General features: G+C 63.9%; 20 protein-coding genes. 17 read left to right on the top strand and 3 right to left on the bottom strand.

The window, feature by feature from the left end; translation table 11 throughout:
• Positions 1–975 precede the first annotated feature (975 nt).
• The 17 genes from recF to J3A72_RS01670 all read left to right on the top strand — a co-directional run bounded on the left by recF (position 976) and on the right by J3A72_RS01670 (position 16,399).
• Positions 976–2,070 carry a DNA replication/repair protein RecF gene (gene recF / locus J3A72_RS01750; protein WP_014645406.1) on the top strand — a complete coding sequence of 365 codons (1,095 nt, stop codon included), beginning with the start codon at positions 976–978 and terminating at the stop codon, positions 2,068–2,070.
• Positions 2,071–2,182: 112 nt separating this feature from the next.
• Positions 2,183–4,642 (top strand): DNA topoisomerase (ATP-hydrolyzing) subunit B, encoded by a 2,460-nt coding sequence (gene gyrB / locus J3A72_RS01745; RefSeq protein WP_014645407.1) that lies wholly within the window; start codon positions 2,183–2,185, stop codon positions 4,640–4,642.
• 67 nt (positions 4,643–4,709) lie between these two features.
• Positions 4,710–5,558 (top strand): type II CAAX endopeptidase family protein, encoded by an 849-nt coding sequence (locus tag J3A72_RS01740; RefSeq protein WP_046433405.1) that lies wholly within the window; start codon positions 4,710–4,712, stop codon positions 5,556–5,558.
• 71 nt (positions 5,559–5,629) lie between these two features.
• A complete protein-coding gene (locus J3A72_RS01735) occupies positions 5,630–6,436 on the top strand; it encodes a M48 family metallopeptidase (protein WP_014645409.1) in 807 nt (268 codons plus the stop codon).
• A 132-nt stretch (positions 6,437–6,568) separates the two neighbouring features.
• Complete coding sequence (locus J3A72_RS01730; protein WP_075075947.1) at positions 6,569–7,762, top strand: tetratricopeptide repeat protein; 1,194 nt, start codon at positions 6,569–6,571, stop codon at positions 7,760–7,762.
• A 254-nt stretch (positions 7,763–8,016) separates the two neighbouring features.
• The gene (locus J3A72_RS01725; RefSeq protein ID WP_172601398.1) at positions 8,017–8,574 is read left to right on the top strand and encodes an energy transducer TonB; all 558 of its coding nucleotides are present in this window, start codon (positions 8,017–8,019) and stop codon (positions 8,572–8,574) included.
• 94 nt (positions 8,575–8,668) lie between these two features.
• Positions 8,669–9,430: a TonB-system energizer ExbB gene (gene exbB, locus J3A72_RS01720; protein WP_005411738.1), complete on the top strand. Its 762-nt coding sequence runs from the start codon at positions 8,669–8,671 to the stop codon at positions 9,428–9,430.
• 61 nt (positions 9,431–9,491) lie between these two features.
• Entirely contained in the window at positions 9,492–9,917 is a 426-nt protein-coding gene (locus tag J3A72_RS01715) for a biopolymer transporter ExbD (protein WP_005421196.1), read from the top strand.
• A 3-nt stretch (positions 9,918–9,920) separates the two neighbouring features.
• Positions 9,921–10,334 carry a biopolymer transporter ExbD gene (locus J3A72_RS01710; RefSeq protein ID WP_005411740.1) on the top strand — a complete coding sequence of 138 codons (414 nt, stop codon included), beginning with the start codon at positions 9,921–9,923 and terminating at the stop codon, positions 10,332–10,334.
• Between the two features lie 173 nt (positions 10,335–10,507).
• On the top strand, positions 10,508–11,968 hold the full coding sequence (cls, locus tag J3A72_RS01705) for a cardiolipin synthase (RefSeq protein ID WP_075075946.1): 1,461 nt from the start codon (positions 10,508–10,510) through the stop codon (positions 11,966–11,968).
• 40 nt (positions 11,969–12,008) lie between these two features.
• A complete protein-coding gene (locus tag J3A72_RS01700) occupies positions 12,009–12,278 on the top strand; it encodes a hypothetical protein (protein ID WP_075075945.1) in 270 nt (89 codons plus the stop codon).
• Positions 12,279–12,287: 9 nt separating this feature from the next.
• On the top strand, positions 12,288–13,031 hold the full coding sequence (locus J3A72_RS01695; protein ID WP_075075944.1) for a pyridoxine 5'-phosphate synthase: 744 nt from the start codon (positions 12,288–12,290) through the stop codon (positions 13,029–13,031).
• Positions 13,032–13,173: 142 nt separating this feature from the next.
• Entirely contained in the window at positions 13,174–14,265 is a 1,092-nt protein-coding gene (locus J3A72_RS01690; RefSeq protein WP_075075943.1) for a PA0069 family radical SAM protein, read from the top strand.
• Between the two features lie 57 nt (positions 14,266–14,322).
• On the top strand, positions 14,323–14,928 hold the full coding sequence (locus J3A72_RS01685; protein ID WP_229653730.1) for a hypothetical protein: 606 nt from the start codon (positions 14,323–14,325) through the stop codon (positions 14,926–14,928).
• 67 nt (positions 14,929–14,995) lie between these two features.
• Positions 14,996–15,178 (top strand): hypothetical protein, encoded by a 183-nt coding sequence (locus J3A72_RS01680; RefSeq protein ID WP_041863994.1) that lies wholly within the window; start codon positions 14,996–14,998, stop codon positions 15,176–15,178.
• A gap of 291 nt (positions 15,179–15,469) precedes the next feature.
• A complete protein-coding gene (locus tag J3A72_RS01675) occupies positions 15,470–15,673 on the top strand; it encodes a hypothetical protein (protein WP_046427592.1) in 204 nt (67 codons plus the stop codon).
• A gap of 123 nt (positions 15,674–15,796) precedes the next feature.
• Positions 15,797–16,399: a hypothetical protein gene (locus tag J3A72_RS01670; protein ID WP_140222840.1), complete on the top strand. Its 603-nt coding sequence runs from the start codon at positions 15,797–15,799 to the stop codon at positions 16,397–16,399.
• 96 nt (positions 16,400–16,495) lie between these two features.
• Here the strand turns inward: J3A72_RS01670 and J3A72_RS01665 are convergent, their stop codons facing one another.
• The 3 genes from J3A72_RS01665 to J3A72_RS01655 all read right to left on the bottom strand — a co-directional run bounded on the left by J3A72_RS01665 (position 16,496) and on the right by J3A72_RS01655 (position 19,793).
• The gene (locus J3A72_RS01665) at positions 16,496–17,206 is read right to left on the bottom strand and encodes a 2OG-Fe(II) oxygenase (protein WP_053494964.1); all 711 of its coding nucleotides are present in this window, start codon (positions 17,204–17,206) and stop codon (positions 16,496–16,498) included.
• A gap of 108 nt (positions 17,207–17,314) precedes the next feature.
• On the bottom strand, positions 17,315–18,331 hold the full coding sequence (locus tag J3A72_RS01660; protein WP_032957939.1) for a class 1 fructose-bisphosphatase: 1,017 nt from the start codon (positions 18,329–18,331) through the stop codon (positions 17,315–17,317).
• A gap of 259 nt (positions 18,332–18,590) precedes the next feature.
• On the bottom strand, positions 18,591–19,793 hold the full coding sequence (locus J3A72_RS01655; protein ID WP_075075941.1) for an amino acid aminotransferase: 1,203 nt from the start codon (positions 19,791–19,793) through the stop codon (positions 18,591–18,593).
• Between the last annotated feature and the right edge of the window lie 55 nt (positions 19,794–19,848).

Raw genomic sequence — 19,848 nt, 5'->3', positions numbered from 1 at the left:
TGGAACCGAACGACGCCCGGGATCTTCCCGGGCGTTTTTTTTGCAGGTTCCACGTGGAGCATCGAGAAGACGCGGTTCTCCGGACGACGTCACTTCCGTCGCTGGGCTCGGTTGAAATCCGTTGCCTTTCCGGGATGTTCGTCTCGATCGTTGAAAACAGGATCGCTGGATCGTAGCAATGACGAGTCGCGATTGATCGAAAGTCCAGGTGCAGGATCCGATACTCGTCGCCTGTCCCCAGATCTGGCCAGACAGGGACCGATGATCCTGCATCGCGCCGCGATGGACTTCCCTCTGCAAACGCCGCTGTCCACAGGGAAGATTCGATGCAGATTGGGGCAAGCCTAGCTTCTAAATCTGGGTATAAATCTAAAGCATGGTGGTGATGGTAGAGCCAGATCTCGTGGAAAAACACCTTATCTGACTGATTTAAAAGAAATTTATGCACCTGAAACCCCCTGTATATCGGCCTCCCAGCCTGGGGGGGAACCTGTGGATAGTTTCGAAGGCATGGCAAAAGGGCTTTTTTATCCACAGATTGCCCATACCTTGTGTATAAGTCATACAGGGCAGCTGTGGACAGCGTGGAACGATCGGTCTGAATTCTTTGAAATCTGTGGAACCGCCCAGGGCATGGGACCGTAGATTTCAAGGAATCTGCAGGTTCATCCGCTGGTACTCGCCGGCGACGAGGCAAGCGCTGTCCACGGCATCGCCTGAAATCGGCGAAATCCAAGGCTCACACCCCCGCTACCCTTCGCAGAATCGAAGGATTTCCGGGCTTGCCGAGACCCGCATCTGCTGGGATGAGGAAACAGCGCCACGTGGAACCAGCGGTCAGGGCGCAGGCAGACCTGCGGTAACTGCTCCATAGCTGGCCGGATAGCTGGCCGGGCACGTCCGGCTTGACCGATGCAGTAAGCTGATGAATTCCCTGCCCCTCTGCCGCCCCGTGCGGATGGTCTTTCGCGCCCCATGCTTATCCGCCGCCTCGCCCTGCACCAACTGCGTCGCTTCAATGCGGTGGAGCTGTCGCCCCAGCCGGGATTGAACCTGCTGACCGGCGACAACGGTGCCGGCAAGACCAGCGTGCTCGAGGCCCTGCACCTGATGGCCTATGGGCGCAGCTTCCGTGGTCGTGTCCGCGATGGATTGGTGCGCCAGGGCCAGGAAGCGCTGGAAATCTTCGTGGAATGGGACGAACAACGTGCCAATCACCCGCCGCACCGCCGAAAGGCCGGCCTGCGGCACAGTGGCCAGGATTGGAAGGGGCGCCTGGACGGCGAAGACGTGGCCCAGCTCGGCAATCTGTGCGCAGCGCTTGCGGTAGTCACATTCGAGCCAGGCAGCCATGCGTTGGTCAGCGGTGGTGGTGAACCCCGCCGCCGATTCCTCGATTGGGGCTTGTTCCACGTGGAACCTGATTTCCTGTCCCTGTGGCGCCGGTATTCGCGGGCACTGAAACAGCGCAATGCCCTGCTCAAGCAAGGTGGCCCGTCGCGGATGCTGGATACCTGGGATCACGAACTGGCTGAAGCCGGCGAACCGTTGACCAGCCGTCGGCAGCACTACCTGGAGCGTCTGCAGCAGCGCACCGTGGCGCTGGCTTCCAGCCTGGCCCCGCAGCTCGGCATCCAGGCACTGGAACTCAGCCCGGGCTGGCGTCGGCACGAGCTCCCTCTGGCCGATGCGCTGCTTCTGGCCCGGGAACGTGACCGCCAGGCCGGATACACCTCGGTCGGTCCGCACCGGGCAGACTGGAGCGTGGATTTCCACAGCATTCCGGGTCGCGATGCGCTGTCCCGCGGCCAGGCCAAGCTGACGGCATTGGCCTGCCTGCTGGCGCAGGCCGAGGACTACGCGGAACAGCGCGGCGAATGGCCGGTGATCGCATTGGACGATCTGGGCTCGGAGCTGGATCGCACCCACCAGGCGCGGGTTCTGCAGCGCCTGCTCGGTGGGCCGGCGCAGATCTTCATCACCGCCACCGAAACGCCGGCGGCGCTGCAGGAACTGACCCACATCGCCCGGTTCCACGTGGAACATGCACAGATCGTGGCTGTGCCATAGTGGGCACACCAGGGCCGCTCGACCCCGGCTGGTATAATTCGGGTTGAAATCCTTTCATTCTCGGCGCATCGCTCCAAGCGGTGGCCGACCTGCGGAGCCTACGGCAAGCGCAATGAGCGACGAACAGAACACCCCGGCAAACAACGGCAATTACGACGCCAACAGCATCACCGCCCTGGAAGGCCTGGAGGCTGTCCGCAAGCGACCCGGCATGTACATCGGCGACGTGCATGACGGCACCGGTCTGCACCACATGGTGTTCGAGGTTGTCGACAACTCGATCGACGAAGCGCTGGCCGGCCATGCCGATCACGTTGCAGTAACGATCCATGCTGACGGCTCGGTCTCGGTGTCCGACAACGGTCGCGGCATTCCGACCGGCAAGCACGAGCAGATGAGCGCCAAGCTCGGTCGCGAAGTGTCGGCCGCCGAAGTGGTGATGACCGTCCTGCACGCAGGCGGCAAGTTCGACGACAACAGCTACAAGGTGTCCGGCGGCCTGCACGGCGTCGGCGTCAGCGTGGTCAACGCGCTGTCGCAGAAGCTGCTGGTGGACGTGTTCCAGAACGGCTTCCACTACCAGCAGGAATTCAGCAACGGCGCCGCCGTGACCGCGCTGGCCAAGCTGGAAACCACCACCAAGCGCGGCACCACCGTGCGCTTCTGGCCGTCGACGGTCGCCTTCCACGACAACGTGGAATTCCACTACGACATCCTGGCTCGCCGCCTGCGCGAGCTGTCGTTCCTGAACTCCGGCGTCAAGATCGTCCTTGCCGACGAACGTGGCGATGGCCGCCGTGATGACTTCCACTACGAAGGCGGCATCCGCAGCTTCGTGGAGCATCTGGCCCAGCTGAAGACCCCGCTGCACCCGAACGTCATCTCGGTCACCGGCGAGCACAACGGCATCGTCGTGGATGTGGCGTTGCAGTGGACCGACTCCTACCAGGAGACGATGTACTGCTTCACCAACAACATTCCGCAGAAGGACGGCGGCACCCACCTTGCCGGCTTCCGCGGTGCGCTGACCCGTGTGCTCAACAACTACATCGAGCAGAACGGCATCGCCAAGCAGGCCAAGATCAACCTGACCGGCGATGACATGCGCGAAGGCATGATCGCGGTGCTGTCGGTGAAGGTGCCGGACCCGAGCTTCTCCAGCCAGACCAAGGAAAAGCTGGTCAGCTCCGACGTGCGCCCGGCGGTGGAAAACGCCTTCGGCGCGCGCCTGGAAGAGTTCCTGCAGGAAAACCCGAACGAAGCCAAGGCGATCGCCGGCAAGATCGTCGACGCTGCGCGTGCACGCGAAGCGGCGCGCAAGGCCCGCGACCTGACGCGCCGCAAGGGCGCGCTGGATATCGCCGGCCTGCCGGGCAAGCTGGCCGACTGCCAGGAAAAGGACCCGGCGCTGTCCGAACTGTTCATCGTCGAGGGTGACTCGGCAGGTGGCTCGGCCAAGCAGGGCCGCAACCGCAAGAACCAGGCGGTGCTGCCGCTGCGCGGCAAGATCCTCAACGTGGAACGCGCACGCTTCGACCGCATGCTGTCCTCCGACCAGGTGGGTACGCTGATCACGGCCCTGGGCACCGGCATCGGCCGTGACGAGTACAACCCGGACAAGCTGCGTTACCACAAGATCATCATCATGACCGACGCCGACGTCGACGGCGCCCACATCCGCACCCTGCTGCTGACCTTCTTCTACCGTCAGATGCCGGAGCTGATCGAGCGCGGTTACGTCTACATCGGCCTGCCGCCGCTGTACAAGATCAAGCAGGGCAAGCAGGAGCTGTACCTGAAGGACGACCCGGCGCTGGACAGTTACCTGGCCAGCAGTGCGGTGGAAAACGCCGCGCTGGTGCCGGCCACCGGCGAACCGGGCATCGAAGGCCTGGCGCTGGAAAAGCTGCTGCTGGCCTATGCCGCCGCGCTCGATTCCATCGAACGCAATGCCCACCGCTATGACCGCAACCTGCTCGAAGCGCTGGTCGATTTCGTGCCGATGGACATGGACAGCCTGCGCAATGCGGGCGAAGGCGAAGGCCTGGATGCGCTGGCCAAGCGCCTCAACCAGGGCAGCCTGGGCAGCCCGCGTTTCAGCCTGGAACTGCAGGAGGCCAACGAGGAGCGCCCCGCCGCCGTGCTGGTGACCCGTCGCCACATGGGCGAGGAGCACATCCAGGTGCTGCCGCTGTCGGCGTTCGAAAGTGGCGAACTGCGCGCGATCCACCAGGCCTCCAAGCTGCTGCACGGGCTGGTGCGCGAAGGTGCAACGATTTCCCGCGGCGCCAAGTCGATCGAAGTCGACAGCTTCGCGAAGGCGCAGAACTGGCTGCTCGAGGAGGCCAAGCGCGGCCGCCAGATCCAGCGATTCAAGGGTCTGGGTGAAATGAATCCGGAGCAGTTGTGGGATACCACGGTGAACCCGGAGACCCGTCGCCTGCTGCAGGTGCGCATCGAGGATGCGGTCGCTGCCGACCAGATCTTCAGCACCCTGATGGGCGATGTGGTCGAACCGCGTCGTGACTTCATCGAAGACAATGCGCTGAAGGTCGCCAACCTGGATATCTGACACAATCGGGACCTGGCCGGTGCGCGGGGAGCTGCACCGGCCTTCGTCCCTTGAACGCAGGTACCTGATGTCCGCATCCGCCCCGGTCTCCGCCGCTCCGCCTCCGGTTCCGCCGCCGTCTACCCCGCCGCGCGCCGTGGCACCGTTGGCAGGTTTCTTCATCGACCTGGGCATCGCCGCCGTCACCCTGGTCGGCCTGAGCATGGTCACCGGACTGTTCTGGGGCTTCTACCGTGCGATCGTGGTCAGCCGCGCCAACGTCGCGGCCAATGGCGGTGCACTCACACCTGACAGCGCCGGCGCGGCAGTGGGCCAGCCCGGGGCCCTGGCCCAGATCCTGATGGCCCTGATCGCCACCGGTGGTGCCGCGCTGCTGCTGTACTTCTGGCGGCGCCCGGCGAACGCCGGCGAACGCCTGGCCTCGCGACAGGCGCTGCAGCGTCCTTCCACCTGGGGCTGGACCCTGCTGGTGGCCACGCTGATCGTGGTTGGCAGCAACGGCGTCGCCTTCCTTTCCAAGCAGTTCGGCATCGAGCCGGTGCCGACCAACGTGGAACTGATGCAGAGCGCGATCGCGCGCTTCCCGTTGTTCCTGGTGCTGTTTGCGGTCGTCCTCGCCCCCGCCTACGAAGAGCTGCTGTTCCGTCGTGTCCTGTTCGGGCGCCTGTGGCAGGCCGGCCGCCCCTGGCTGGGCCTCATCCTCAGCAGCCTGGCGTTCGCCCTGGTCCATGAAGTGCCCGGTGTCAGCAAGAACTCGCTGCTGGGCATGGCGCAGCTGTGGCTGGTCTACGGCGGCATGGGTGCCGCCTTCTGCTGGCTGTACCGCCGCACCGGCACCCTGTGGGCGGCGATCACGGCGCATGCGCTGAACAACGCGGTGGCGCTCGCCGCAATGGTGTTCCTGGGGTCAACGTAACGCCGTGCCCGCTTGACGAAAGATTAAGCAGGTACGCTACACACTGCGCACATGAACACGGGGGCGGACCCATGAAACAACTGCTGCTGGCTCTAGTCATCACCACCGTGGTCAGTGCCTGTGCGACCACCACCTCGCCAACCGGAAGACGGCAGATGGTGGGCGGCGTATCGCAGGCACAGCTTGACCAGCTCGGCGCGCAGGCGTTTGCCGAGACCAAGCAGAAAGAGAAGATCAGCACCGATGGCCGCCAGAACGGCTACGTGCAGTGCGTGGTCAACGCGTTGGTCGCGCAGTTGCCGCCTCAGTACCGTGGCGTACGGTGGGAGACCGCCGTGTTCGTCGACAAGGAACCGAACGCCTTTGCCCTGCCCGGCGGAAAAGTGGGCGTGAACACCGGCATTTTCACCGTCGCCAAGAACCAGGACCAGTTGGCTGCCGTGATCGGCCATGAGATCGGCCATGTCATCGCGCGTCACCACGAAGAACGCATCACCCGGCAGATGGGCGCGCAGACCGGCCTGGCCGTGCTGGGCGCGCTGGCCGGTGCCGCCTATGGCGATGGCGCCGCCAGCACGGTCAACCAGCTGGGTGGGATGGGCGCGCAGGCGGCCTTCCTGCTGCCGGGTTCGCGCACGCAGGAAAGCGAGGCAGACGTGATTGGCCAGCGGCTGATGGCGCAGGCTGGATTCAACCCGGCCCAGGCCGTGGACCTGTGGCAGAACATGATGGCCGCCAGCGGCGGTCGCAGCCCGCAATGGCTGTCCACCCACCCCGATCCGGCCAACCGGATCCAGGAGCTGCGACGTGATGCACCGGGCCTGACGCCGGTCTACCAGCAGGCGCAGGCGGCCGGGCTGCGGCCAAAGTGCGGATGAGTGCGCAGTTCTATGCTGTATTGCAGCACATAAAACGATTTCTCACGCCATCTGTTTCTGATACGTTTGGCGGCTCAGATTTTTCTGACAGTCCGACTTTGCCGCTATCCGGCGGTTCGATCGAGGTGAACGATGATTTTCCGTAACCACAAAGCTGTGCTTTCCGTCCTCGTCGCGACCGCCCTGACCGGCGCCGTGGTCACCGATGCCTTTGCGCAGTCCTCGCGTTCCTCCGACCGTGGCAGCCGCGGCGGTAGCAGCAAGCAGGCCAAGGCCGAACCGCTGTACCCGAATGCGACCCGCCAGGAGCCGACCGCCAAGGCCTCGGCCAAGATGGGCAGCAAGCTGCAGAAAATGATCGACAGCTACAACAAGGAAAAGTTCCCGGAGACGCGCGAACAGGCTGACGCGATCCTGACCGACAGCGCTTCCAACGAGTACGACAAGTCGCTGGCCGCGCAGCTGGCCTCGCAGGCCGCCTACCAGACCGACGACGTGCCGGGCGCCATCGCGTACCTGAAGCAGGTGATCCAGTTCAACGGCCTGGACAACAACGGCCACTTCCAGTCGATGCTGATGCTGGGCCAGCTGCAGCTGCAGGAAGACAAGACCGCCGAAGGCCTGGCCACCCTGGACAAGTACTTCGCAGAGAGCAAGTCGATCAAGCCGGAAGAGCTGATCGCCAAGGGCCAGGCGCTGTACCAGCTGGAGCGCTACCAGGAAGCGATCCCGGTGCTGAAGCAGGCCATCGCCGGCGCCGCCGAGCCGAAGGACAACTGGAACCAGCTGCTGATGGCGGCCCTGTCCGAAGCCGGCCAGACCGGTGAGGCCGTGCAGGCCGCAGAAGCGCTGGCGGCCAAGAACCCGACGGACAAGAAGGCCCAGCTGAATCTGGCCAACATGTACATGCAGGCTGACCAGATGCCGAAGGCCGCCGCGGTGATGGACAAGCTGCGCAGCAGCGGCCAGCTCACCGAAGAGCGCGAGTACAAGCAGCTGTACTCGATCTATGCCAACACCGAGAACAAGGAAAAGGACGTCATCGCGGTCATCAACGAAGGGTTGCAGAAGGGCATCCTGAAGCCGGATTACCAGGTCTACCTGGCGCTGGCCCAGTCCTACTACTACTCCGACCAGGTGCCGCAGGCGATCGATGCGTGGCAGAAGGCTGCCCCGCTCTCCAAGGACGGTGAGACCTACCTGAACCTGGCACGCGTCCTGCATGCCGAAGGTCGCGTCCCCGAGGCCAAGCAGGCCGCCCAGCAGGCGCTGGCGAAGGGCGTGAAGAACCAGGCGGATGCCAAAAAAATCATCAACCTGAAGTAAGTAGGAATAACGCCTGAATGCCTGCTCAGTTGATGCGCAGGCGCTCAGGATTGGTATAAGCTTGGAGGTTCCTGCGGTGTCATGCACCGCTGATCAGGGATCCCGCCCCCGGGATTCCGGCCCCACTATTGAGCTCTTGGCGCATGACGGAACAACTAGTCGTTCACCGGTACGAACAACCCGATGACAAGGGGCTGAGCTGGCCTCGCATCGTCGGCATCGCGTTTGTAATTGCCCTGCATCTGGCCGCCTTCATGATGCTCCTCATTCCCGCCGTGGCTCCCAAGGCCGTCGCGGAGAAGGAGCGCAACGTCATGGTGACCATCGTCGACGCGCCGCCGCCGCCCCCACCGCCGCCGCCGCCGCCGCCGCCGCAGGATACTCCGCCACCGCCGGTGAAGAATCTGTCGCCGCCGAAGCCGTCGCCCGTACCGCCGCCGCCGCAGGCGCCGGTCGTGGACGTGCCGGAGCCGCGCCCGAACGATATCGTCACCCCGCCGTCGCCCCCGTCGCCGCCGGCTCCGCCGACCTCGATCGAGGCCAGCGTGGACATCTCGTCGAAGGCCATGAATCCGCCGCGCTATCCGCCGGCCGCCTTCCGCGCGGGTATCCAGGGCGAAGTGATCCTGATCATTGATGTCGATGCCAACGGCAACGTCACCAATGTCACGGTGGAAAAGTCCAGCCGTAACCGCGACCTGGACCGTGCTGCGATGGAAGCAGCTCGCAAGTGGCGCTTCAACGCCGCTGAATCTGGCGGTAAGAAGGCGGCAGGTCGCGTTCGCGTCCCGGTCAACTTTGCGCTGAACTGATGCGTCCGGGTGGCCCTCCGGCCACCCCCGCTCCCGGTTCGATTGTTTAGCTTAGCTACACCCTTTATCACCACACACAACAAAGGTAAGCGTCATGCTGCAGGAAATTTTCATCGCCGCTGCTGCCGGGGGCAATCCGTCCAACGCCCTGTCGCAGATGGGCTTCGAGCACCTGATCCACGAAATGACCACCAAGCCGGGTGATTTCGCGGTTTCCTGGGTCGTGCTGCTGACCCTGATCGCCATGTCGGCCATGTCCTGGTACTGGACCGTCATCAACATCTTCCGTGCCACCCGCCTGAAGAGCGCCGCTGACCGCGTCGTCAGCCTGTTCTGGGACACCCCGAACGCGCAGGACGCCATCCGTGCGATGGAAGAGCAGCCGGCTTCGGAGCCGTTCTCGAAGATCGCCCTGGACGCTGCCCAGGCCGCTGCCCACCACCAGCGCGCTGAAGGCGGTGCTACCGGCGGCGTCGGTGAGAACCTGAGCCGTTCGGAGTTCGTCGACCGCGCTCTGCGCCAGGCCGTCACCCGCGAAAGCAACAAGCTGCAGTCGGGCATGACCCTGCTGGCCACCGTCGGCGCGACCGCTCCGTTCGTCGGTCTGCTGGGTACCGTGTGGGGCATCTACGGCGCGCTGATCAAGATCGGTGCCACCGGCTCCGCTTCGATCGACGCCGTTGCCGGCCCGGTGGGTGAAGCGCTGATCATGACCGCGATCGGTCTGTTCGTCGCAATCCCGGCCGTGTTCGCCTTCAACTTCTTCAGCAAGATCAACAGCGCGACCATCAGCAAGTTCGATACCTTCGCGCACGACCTGCACGACTTCTTCGCCACCGGTTCGCGCGTCCGCTAATTGCGGCGCGCGTCACCCAGCGACGAAGTAAGTAGTCACCAAGATCTAGACGGAGCCCGTTATGGCTTTCAGTAGTGGTAACAGCGGCGGCCCCATGGCCGACATCAACGTTACGCCCCTCGTGGACGTGATGCTGGTGCTGCTGATCATCTTCATCATCACGGCGCCCCTGATGTCCCACAAGGTCAAGGTGGATCTGCCGGAAGCCAACCTGATCCAGAAGCCGGAAGATGCTGAAAAGCGTCCGAACCCGATCACGCTGGCAGTCAAGGAAGACGGCTCGATCTACTGGAACGACGAAGAAATCAACAAGCAGACTCTCGAGTCCCGCTTGGCGACCGCCGCACAGCAGACCCCGCAGCCGCCGCTGAACCTGCGTGGTGACCGCACCACCAAGATGCGCGTCATCAACGACCTGACCAAGGTCGCGCAGGAACAGGGCATGCTGGACGTCGGCTTCGTTGCGACCAAAGAAAAGGGGCAATAAGCCATGGCATTCAGTAGTGGTGGTGGCAAGGGCCCCATGGCAGACATCAACGTCACGCCCCTCGTGGACGTGATGCTGGTTCTGCTGATCATCTTCATCGTGACCGCGCCGATCATGACGTACCCGATCGCCGTGGACCTGCCGCAGCGCGTGCTCAACCCACCGCCGCAGCTGGTCGAACCGCCGCCGCCGATCGAGCTGAAGATCGACGCCAGCAACCAGGTCTCGTGGAACAACAGCCCGATCAATACCAGCGAGCTGCAGCAGCGGATGGAGCAGGAGGTCCAGCGTGACCCGACCAACCAGCCGGAACTGCGCATCGACGCCAGCCCGGATTCCGAGTACGACGTGATGGCCAAGGTTCTGGCCGCCGCGAAGAATGCTCAGATGAAGAAGATCGGATTTGTGCAGCAGTAAACGCTACACCGCAATACAACAGTCATGACGCGACTGCAGACGCCCCTGGAAACAGGGGCGTTTTTTTGTGTTCTCGTCGTGGCGCACGGGTTGGGGTCAGATCCCTTTTCCTGAGGAAAGGGATCTGACCCCATCCGACCCCATCCGGCAGCAGGCGCCGCTATGATCGGCGGATGCTCGCCCTCTTCGACTCCCTGCGCCATTGGCTCGACGGCATCGCCCACCTCGGCACGATCCTGGCGGTGGCCTACCTGCTCTACCTGTTCGCGCTGGCGGGCTGGATCATGCTGCAGAAGCGCGAGCCGGTGGCCACGCTGAGCTGGATCCTTTCGCTGGCACTGCTGCCCTACCTCGGGCTCTTCATCTACTACCTGCTGGGGCCGCAGAAGGTGAAGCGGCAACGGCTGCGTCGTGGCCGTGCACGCTCGGGCATGGAGCACTACAGCGATGTCTGCCCGCCCGATTCGGACTGCACCGAGCTGGCCAAGGTTGCCCAGGCCACCACCGGACTGGCGCCCAGCAGTGCCACCGAGGCGACCTGGCTGGTCGACGGCGCAGCCACCTATGCCGCGCTGCTCGACGCGATCGCGCAGGCGCGCGACCACGTGCACCTGGAGTACTACATCTTCAACCCCGACCATGCCGGCACCGCACTGCGCGATGCCCTGGTCGAACGTGCGCAGGCCGGTGTGCAGGTGCGCCTGCTGCTGGATGCGGTGGGCTCTTCCGCCCTGCCCCGGCGCTTCCTGCAGCCACTGCTGGACGCCGGCGGCGAAGCGATCTGGTTCCATCCGCGACAGCTGCTGAAGCCGTTCAAGCGCCCGTGGCTGAACCTGCGCACCCACCGCAAGCTGGTGATCGTCGACGGTCGCCTCGCCTTCACCGGCGGCATCAACATCACTGACGAGGAAGACGAGAGCCGCAGGCCCGACGCTTACCGCGACCTGCACATGCGTATCCGCGGCCACGTGGTGCGCAGCCTGCAGCTGGTGTTCGCCGAGGACTGGCTCTATGCCAGTGGCCAGGACCACTCGCGTTTCGACATCGCCCGCCTGTGGCCGGCCGACATGCCGCTGCGTGCGGATGGATCGATCAGCGCCCAGGTGCTGGTGTCCGGGCCCGACTCGGGCTGGGAGACCATCCACCGCCTGCACGTGGCGGCGATCCAGGAAGCACACGAGCGCGTGTGGCTGGTGACGCCCTACTTCGTGCCCGGTGAAGCAGCGAGGATGGCGCTGACCTCGGCCGCGCTGGGCGGCCTGGACGTGCGCCTGCTGGTGCCGAAGATGAGCGACTCCTGGTTCGTCACCCAGGCCGCACGGTCCTACTTCGACGAACTGCTGCACGCGGGCGTGAAGATCTACGAGTACGGCCCGCGCATGCTGCATACCAAGGCGTTCATCGCCGACGACGATGTCTGCATCGTCGGCAGCGCCAACTTCGACCACCGCAGCTTCCGGCTGAACTTCGAACTGTCGATGATGATCAGCGACCGTGACCGCGTCGCTGCACTGGCCGAACTGCTGCAGGGCGAATTCGACCGTTCCACGCGGGTGCACGACCAGGCCGGCCGCTCGCTGTGGCTGCACCGCCTGCCCGAGGCCTTCGCCCGGCTGGCCTCGCCGCTGCTCTGACGCAGCGCTACACTGCGGCGATCATCCGGGGAGCCCGACTATGTACTGGTTGTACCTGCTGCTGGCGCTGGGCTGCTTTGCCTTCGCGCTGAAGACCCCGAGCGCGGGGTTGATGACCCTGTGCCTGCTGGCGGCGCTCGGCTTCCTGCTGGCCTGGGTGCGCGGCCGCTACGTGGCCCGTTTCGGCGACCTGCAGCGCGACCCGGCCACGCTGATCGATGCCGAGGAGCTGCGCCGCCTGCGCGAACAGGCCCAGGCCCGCCGCACTGACGACCACAACGACCACGACCCGTCCACTCTTTCCAAGTAGTTCCGTTCCATGACCCAGCTCAGCGTCAACGTCAACAAGATCGCCGTCCTGCGCAATTCGCGCGGCGGCGCCGAACCGGGCGTGGTGCGTGCCGCCCAGGCCTGCCTGGATGCCGGCGCGCATGGCATCACCGTGCATCCACGGCCGGACCGCCGGCATATCACCGCCGAGGACGTGCTGGCCCTGTCCACGCTGACCCGCGCGCGTGGCGTTGAATTCAACATCGAAGGCAATCCGTTCGCGCCGCCGCGCGAGGGCTACCCGGGGCTGCTGCCGCTGTGCGAACAGACCCGTCCGGCGCAGGCCACCCTGGTCCCCGATGATGACGGCCAGATCACCTCCGACCACGGTTTCGACTTCGAACGCGATGCCGAGCGCCTGCGTCCGCTGGTGGCTGCGCTGAAGGCCATGGGGTGTCGGGTCAGCCTGTTTGTTGACGCGGGCAACCCATTGCTGGAGCAGGCAGCTGAGGTGGGGGCGGACCGCATCGAGCTGTATACCGGGCCCTATGCAGAGGCGCATGCGGCGGGCGATGCCGATGCGATGCTGGCGCTGTTCGCCACTGCTGCCCGACGAGCGCAGGCCGTCGGCCTGGGTGTCAATGCTGGCCACGACCTGTCGCAGGACAACCTGCGCGACTTCCTGGCCCACGTGCCGGAGGTGCTGGAGGTGTCGATCGGTCACGCGCTGATCGGCGAGGCACTGTATGACGGGCTGGATGCCACCGTGCGCGGGTACCTGGCGCTGCTTTGATGCATTGCAGCCGAGCGTAGGCTCGGCTCCACAAGGTCTCTGCATCAACTGTAGAGCCGAGTCCATGCTCGGCTCAGCCTCGCCCTGAACCCTTCAGGCGGCCGTCGCAGCCATTGAGACGGCCACGACGTACCCTGCCGCAATGGGTATTGCGATCAAGGGCCGAGGTTCCACGTCCCACCTTGCCGGGCGCTTTGAAAGCACCGTCAGCGAGGTGGTGGACGACGGCTGGGCGGTCGACGAAAGCGAAGAGTTCCTCGCCCCGCGCCTGCGCACCGAAGTACGCGCCGAAACCGCGCGCAGCATCATCACCCGCAACAACTCGCCCGACGTCGGCTTCAGTCAATCGGTGAATCCCTACCGCGGTTGCGAGCACGGCTGCTCGTACTGCTTCGCCCGCCCTTCGCATGCCTATCTGAACCTGTCGCCGGGGCTGGACTTCGAGACCAAGCTGTTCGCCAAGACCAATGCGCCGCAGCTACTGCGCAAGGAACTGTCGAAACCGGGCTATGTGCCGCAGCCGATCGCACTGGGCATCAACACCGATGCGTACCAGCCGATCGAACGCAAGTTCAAGCTGACCCGCCAGCTGATTGAAGTGATGCTGGAGACCCGGCATCCGTTCTCACTGATCACCAAGAACGCACTGGTCGAGCGCGACATCGATCTGCTCGCGCCGCTGGCCGCGGAGAACCTGGTCAGCGTGCACTTCTCGGTGACCTCGCTGGACCCGCATCTTTCCGCGAAGCTGGAACCGCGTGCATCAGCGCCACATGCACGGCTGCGCGCGATGAAGCGCCTGCATGACGCCGGCATTCCGGTCGGTGTGATGGTGGCACCGGTGATTCCCTGGATCAACGACAGCGAGCTGGAAGCCGTGCTGGAGGCTGCGCACGGCGCAGGTGCGAGCACCGCCGGTTACGTGCTGCTGCGCCTGCCGCTGGAAGTGGCACCGCTGTTCCGCGACTGGCTGGATACGCACCATCCCGATCGCGCTGCGCACGTGATGAGCACCATCCAGCAGCTGCGCGGTGGCAAGGACTACGACAGCCAGTTCGGCACGCGTATGCGTGGCCAGGGCGTGTATGCCGATCTGTTGAACAACCGCTTCAAGCTGGCACGCAAGCGTCTGGGCTTCAATGCACAGAACAGCCATTGGCCGAAGCTGGATTGCAGCCGTTTCCAGAAGCCGCTGCCGCCGAAGAAGGAGTCGCCGCAGGGCAGTCTGTTCTAGGGCTCTGGACCGCAGCGCGATCCACCGGTAACAATCCACACCCTGCCGCATCGCCTGGTGTTGTACACGATGAAATGCAGTCACTGCTTCCGTGCCAGTGGTCTTCTTCTCTGCCTTGCGACCCTGCAAGTCCAGGCCCGCGCCCTGCACGAATGCATCGTCGTTCCGCAGGCCGCGGTCGTCACTGAAATGCCGGCTGGCCTGGACGAGTTCGAACAACGTTTGTGGACAGCAAATGCAGGTCAGGTGGTCAGCAAGGGCACCGACACCCTTCTTCTGCTTCGCCTGTTCTCGGAATCACCGGGCGTGATGGATTCCCAAGAGTTCACCAAGGTCACCGGCACCCTGTCTGGATACACTCCGTCCTCTGAAGGGATTCCGGCCGTGCTCGGCGCACGCCTGAGCAGTGGCAGCGCGGGCTTCGCGCACAAGGGAGACTACTGGTTGTCCGATTCAGCGGATATCGAACTACATCGGCCGCACAAGGGCGACAGTCGGATCGAAGTCAAAGTGACGGCTGTTGGGTGGAACAGCTATCGAAAGGAGGACCGTTCCTTCTATCTCCAGTTCACCTGTCAACTCGAGGAGATCCCCGTCGAGAAGCTCAGTGCCTGGCAAGGCGGCAACGGCAACCTCTTGGGATCCTTTGGACCTGCCAGATAATCGAGCGGATCAACCTTTACCCAATACTGGCTTATTTCGATGTATCTGGAACAATGCGATAACTGAAATGAAGATCATCCACCGGCTCGGCATCGCGTTCCTTTGGATGCTTCCACTGAACTTTCTTCTGCTGACGACTGCCAAGCTGATGTCAGGAAACGCGCTTGGGAACGAAGAACTCGTGGGCTTCGGCGTCGCCCTCTTTGGTCTGATGGCGGGAGGGATTCTCTATCGCCGCCGCCCTCGGTAGAGGTGAGTTCGTTCGACCGTGGTCCGGGTCCATTGCTGAGAAGGCATTGACTGGAGGTCCTGGCATGGCAGCCTTGAAGAGTGGCGGAGCTCTCCTGGGGCATCACAGAGCCAAGGCAGTCAGAATCATTTCTGACTGGACGACCGCTCGCGGCGGATTCAAGGCACTGGGTACATCATCCGCGGTAAGGCGACTGTGCGAGGAACTTATGGCACCGCGAAAAAGCAGGAAAAGAGATCCAGGATTGCCAGTCGTCCAGCACTGGTTTGTGCGATCGCGATTTGGAGAGTGATGAAGATTCTACTTTGGGTACCTGTTGGTTTATTTGCTTTGCTGTCATTGAGAGCAATCGCGTTCGTCGCCTATCAAGGGCTAAATGGAACTGCCTTCGAGGAAGAGGAAATCATTGTCGCGGGGATCGGATTGGTCTGCGGCTGGATCGCCTGGGTCATGCACAAGACCTTGATCAGGCCAGGTAGGAAGCCGAGACCCTGATTCTGAGCCGGTGGTTCCGGGCGAGCTGGTCGGTGTCGACCGCCGTGGTTACGACGCGAGCGATATAAAAAATTCGCACCGTACAAGTAGATGTTTCTGGGGAGCGCGACTGTGCGAACGAGATTGTTGATTGCGCTTGTTCTAGGCTTGAGCTGCAGCGCGTGCGCGTCGCTGCTTCCTGGTAGCCATAAGATCAGCGCCTTCTACGTGTCTAACGCCAACTCTGATGTGACCGGCTGCGAAAGGTCTGACTACAGGGAAATTTCACTTGCGTGCCATCGGATTGTTGATGGCGACAATGTCGTAGTGGCATTGCGCGAGTACACAGCGACCAAGATTGAGAATGAAAGATACAGGAAGCTGACATTGATCCTTCCCCCGAATCTGGCGGAGGGCGATGTCTTCAGTTTGACGGAGGGTGATATCAGGGCGTTCTACAGCACTGGCCTTAGCATGAGACCTGGCAGCACTGGATGCTACGGAAAGGCCGTTTCAGGCAGCGTCGAAATCCTCAGGAAATCCAATGATCTGATGCAGCTTCGCATCAACGCGCGCTTTGATCTCGATAGCCCCGCGGGCTGGAAGGACCACTGCAAGATGCGCGAGCTCAGCTATGAACTGAATGCCATCCGGAGACCGCTGGGTCAGGTGGGCGCCTGGGAAGGCGTGCACGCCCCTGGAGATTCTCTTATCAGCGAGGGCAGCCCGAGTAGCGGATTGCCTTAGGAGATAGCACCAACTGCCCGCACGACAGCACAGGATCTCGGGGGCCCGCTTCTTGATCCGGACAAGATGCTGAGAACATCGAGTGACCAGTTTGCTTCACCCTCCTCCAAACAACTTCTGCGCACTCTGGAACAGGATCCAACTGGTCGCGATGAACTTGTCGCCGCCCTGTGGCCGATTCCCGCGATGGGTGTGGGTGAACGCCGTCGGGGCGATCAACAGGCTGCCGGTACGTGGCGCGATCTTGCGGCCCTGGAACATGAACTCGGTTTCGCCCTCTTCGAATTCGTCGTTGAGGTACAGCGTCCACAGCACATGCCGGTGCAGGGTCTCGGCCTGCGCATCCTTCGGGTACAGCTCGCAGTGCCAGTACGGGTAGCCGCCCTCGCCCGCCGCATACCACTGCAGGTTGATCGCACCCGGGCGCAGGCAGGTGCGGGCCAGGTCGGCCAGCTGCTGCTGCGGCATGTCGGGGAAGTCCTCGGCAGACAGGCGTCGCGGTTGGCCGTTGCTGTCCTGGATCTGCAACATCAGTGGGGCGATCAACGCCTGTGGATAACGGCGTAGATAAGTCAGCAGGCCGTTGAACACCGCAATCTGCAGCTGCTGATCAACATCCTGCCAGCCGTCCAGGCCACTGATGCGCAGATCCTTGCTGTGCTTGAGTTCCGGGAACACGCCACTGCCCACCGCACCGGGCAGCAGGCCACGCGTCGCACGCATGCGCTCGACGATCGCCGCGCAGACCTCGCTGGGGACGGCGTTGTGGATGACTTCGATGAAATCGACCGGGCCCTGCTCGTGCATGCGTGCGTTCCTTCGGCGGCAACGGCTTGATGGTGCCGTTTGCCGCCCTCGGTGTCACCCCACGGTCATGTCATCGATCTGCCATGACCGCTGTCAGGCGATCGGTTGTCAGCCCTGTGCGTCGTCGTGTGCGTGGTGGTAGCGCACGGCCTCGGCCACTTCCTCGCGCGAACCGAGGAACACCGGCACGCGCTGGTGCAGCTGGTCGGGCTGGATGTCGAGGATGCGCTCGCGGCCGGTCCAGGCGGCACCGCCGGCCTGCTCGACCAGCAGGCCCATCGGGTTGGCTTCGTACATCAGGCGCAGCTTGCCGGCCTTGGACGGGTCCTTCTTGTCCCACGGGTAGATGAAGATGCCGCCGCGGGTCAGGATGCGATGCACGTCGGCCACCATGCTGGCGATCCAGCGCATGTTGAAGTTCTTGCCGCGTACGCCTTCCTTGCCCGCCAGCAGGTCGCCGACGTAGGCCTGCATCGGCGCTTCCCAGTGGCGCTGGTTGGACATGTTGATCGCGAATTCCTGGGTGGCCGCCGGGATCTGCATGTTCTCGGTGGTCAGCACGAACTCGCCCTTCTCGCGGTCCAGGGTGAAGGCGTGGGTGCCATGGCCGACGGTCAGCACCAGCTGGGTGCTGGGCCCGTAGATGCAGTAGCCGGCGGCGATCTGCTTGCTGCCCGGCTGCAGGAAGGCGTCGTCGCCCGGCAGCTCGACATTGGTCGGGCAGCGCAGCACGGAGAAGATGGTGCCGACGGAGACGTTGACGTCGATGTTGGAGCTGCCATCGAGGGGATCGAACAGCAGCAGGAAATCACCGCGGGGATAGATGTCCGGCACCGGCTGGCTGTGGTCCATTTCCTCCGAGGCGCAGGCGGCGAGGTGGCCACCCCAGGCGTTGGCTTCGAGCAGGATCTCGTTGCTGATGACGTCGAGCTTCTTCTGCGCTTCACCCTGCACGTTGCCGGTACCGGCGTCGCCGAGCACGCCACCGAGGGCGCCCTTGCTGACGGCGATGGAGATGCTGGTGCAGGCGCGGGCGACGACCGCGATCAGCTGGCGCAGGTCGGCATTGATGCGGCCGGCGTGCTGTTCCTGGATCAGGAAGCGGGTCAACGAAGTACGGGACATGAGCGGGCAGGTCTCGGCAGCGGGAAAACGCCTATTGTCGCCCGTCTGGCGGGGGCGTGCGTGAGCGCGGGAAGGCGTAATCGTTTCCAGATGCGTTGCGCTCGTGGCGCCTTCCTTCTGTAGAGCCGAGCCCGCGCTCGGCTGCTCTTCGTCCTTCATGCCGCACAAGCCGAGCGTAGGCTCGGCTCTACAGAGACCAGGGCGCAAAAAACAAAGGCGCCTTTCGGCGCCTTTGTCCTCAAGCTACTGGAGCGTTGCTTCAGCCCTTGGCGACGGTGGCCACGGCCTTGGCGACGTATTCCAGGTTGTTCTGGTTCAGCGCGGCCACGCAGATACGGCCGGTGCCGACGGCGTAGATGCCGAACTCGTCGCGCAGGCGCTCGACCTGCTCACGGCTCAGGCCGGAGTAGGAGAACATGCCGGCCTGCTCGTTGATGAAACCGAACTGCGGTGCACCGGCAGCGGCCAGCTTCTCGACCAGGCCGTGGCGCAGGGCGTGGATGCGCTCGCGCATCTCGGTCAGCTCCTGCTCCCACATCGCACGCAGTTCCGGGTTGGTCAGCACGCCGGCCACCAGTGCAGCGCCGTGGGTGGATGGGCTGGAGTAGATGGTGCGGATCACGCGCTTGACCTGCGATTGCACGGCCTTGGCGTCAGCGGCGGTCGGCGCCACCATCGACAGCGCACCCACGCGCTCGCCATACAGCGAGAACGACTTGGAGTACGAGTTGGCGACGATGAAGCTGTCGATGCCGGCTTCGGCGATGATGCGCACCGCTGCGCCGTCCTGCTCGATGCCCTTGTCGAAGCCCTGGTAGGCCATGTCGATGAAGGGGAACAGCTGCTTGTCCTTCAGCAGTTGCGCGACCTGCTTCCACTGGGTGACCGTGAGGTCAGCGCCGGTGGGGTTGTGGCAGCAGGCGTGCAGCAGCACCACGGTGCCTGCTTCCAGCTTGCCCAGGTCGGCCAGCATGCCGTCGAAATCGACGCCATGGGTGCCCGGGTCGAAGTAGGTGTAATCCAGCACCTCGAAACCAGCGGCGCTGAACACCGCACGGTGGTTCTCCCAGCTCGGGTTGCTCAGCGCAACGGTGGCGTGCGGCAGCAGCTTCTTCAGCACGTCGGCGCCGACGCGCAGCGCACCGCTGCCACCAACGGTCTGCGCGGTGGTCACGCGGCCGGCGGCCAGCAGCGGCGAATCCTTGCCGAACACCAGCTCACGCGTCGCTTGCGTGTACGCCGGCAGGCCATCGATCGGCAGGTAGCCGCGCGGTTTGGCGTCAGCGGCGAGCTGCTGCTCGATCTGCTTGACGGCGCGCAGCAGCGGAATGCGGCCGCTCTCGTCGTAGTAGATGCCCACACCCAGGTTGACCTTGGTCGGGCGGCTGTCGGCGTTGTACGCCTCGGTCAGGCCCAGGATCGGGTCGCCTGGGACCAGTTCCACGTTTGCAAAGAAGGACACGGCGGTACTCGTTCGGTAGACGGAAAGGGGGAGGAAGTGCGCTACGCGGTCCGCG

It is taken from the genome of Stenotrophomonas sp. PvP093, from assembly GCF_017876915.1.
GTDB lineage: Bacteria > Pseudomonadota > Gammaproteobacteria > Xanthomonadales > Xanthomonadaceae > Stenotrophomonas > Stenotrophomonas muris.
This window is presented reverse-complemented; position numbering and strand designations above follow the sequence as displayed.

Coding starts and splice junctions, on each gene's coding strand:
- recF (WP_014645406.1), top strand. CDS start 976: ATGCTTATCCGCCGCCTCGCCCTGCACCAACTGCGTCGCTTCAATGCG.
- gyrB (WP_014645407.1), top strand. CDS start 2,183: ATGAGCGACGAACAGAACACCCCGGCAAACAACGGCAATTACGACGCC.
- J3A72_RS01740 (WP_046433405.1), top strand. CDS start 4,710: ATGTCCGCATCCGCCCCGGTCTCCGCCGCTCCGCCTCCGGTTCCGCCG.
- J3A72_RS01735 (WP_014645409.1), top strand. CDS start 5,630: ATGAAACAACTGCTGCTGGCTCTAGTCATCACCACCGTGGTCAGTGCC.
- J3A72_RS01730 (WP_075075947.1), top strand. CDS start 6,569: ATGATTTTCCGTAACCACAAAGCTGTGCTTTCCGTCCTCGTCGCGACC.
- J3A72_RS01725 (WP_172601398.1), top strand. CDS start 8,017: ATGATGCTCCTCATTCCCGCCGTGGCTCCCAAGGCCGTCGCGGAGAAG.
- exbB (WP_005411738.1), top strand. CDS start 8,669: ATGCTGCAGGAAATTTTCATCGCCGCTGCTGCCGGGGGCAATCCGTCC.
- J3A72_RS01715 (WP_005421196.1), top strand. CDS start 9,492: ATGGCTTTCAGTAGTGGTAACAGCGGCGGCCCCATGGCCGACATCAAC.
- J3A72_RS01710 (WP_005411740.1), top strand. CDS start 9,921: ATGGCATTCAGTAGTGGTGGTGGCAAGGGCCCCATGGCAGACATCAAC.
- cls (WP_075075946.1), top strand. CDS start 10,508: ATGCTCGCCCTCTTCGACTCCCTGCGCCATTGGCTCGACGGCATCGCC.
- J3A72_RS01700 (WP_075075945.1), top strand. CDS start 12,009: ATGTACTGGTTGTACCTGCTGCTGGCGCTGGGCTGCTTTGCCTTCGCG.
- J3A72_RS01695 (WP_075075944.1), top strand. CDS start 12,288: ATGACCCAGCTCAGCGTCAACGTCAACAAGATCGCCGTCCTGCGCAAT.
- J3A72_RS01690 (WP_075075943.1), top strand. CDS start 13,174: ATGGGTATTGCGATCAAGGGCCGAGGTTCCACGTCCCACCTTGCCGGG.
- J3A72_RS01680 (WP_041863994.1), top strand. CDS start 14,996: ATGAAGATCATCCACCGGCTCGGCATCGCGTTCCTTTGGATGCTTCCA.
- J3A72_RS01675 (WP_046427592.1), top strand. CDS start 15,470: ATGAAGATTCTACTTTGGGTACCTGTTGGTTTATTTGCTTTGCTGTCA.
- J3A72_RS01665 (WP_053494964.1), bottom strand. CDS start 17,206: ATGCACGAGCAGGGCCCGGTCGATTTCATCGAAGTCATCCACAACGCC.
- J3A72_RS01660 (WP_032957939.1), bottom strand. CDS start 18,331: ATGTCCCGTACTTCGTTGACCCGCTTCCTGATCCAGGAACAGCACGCC.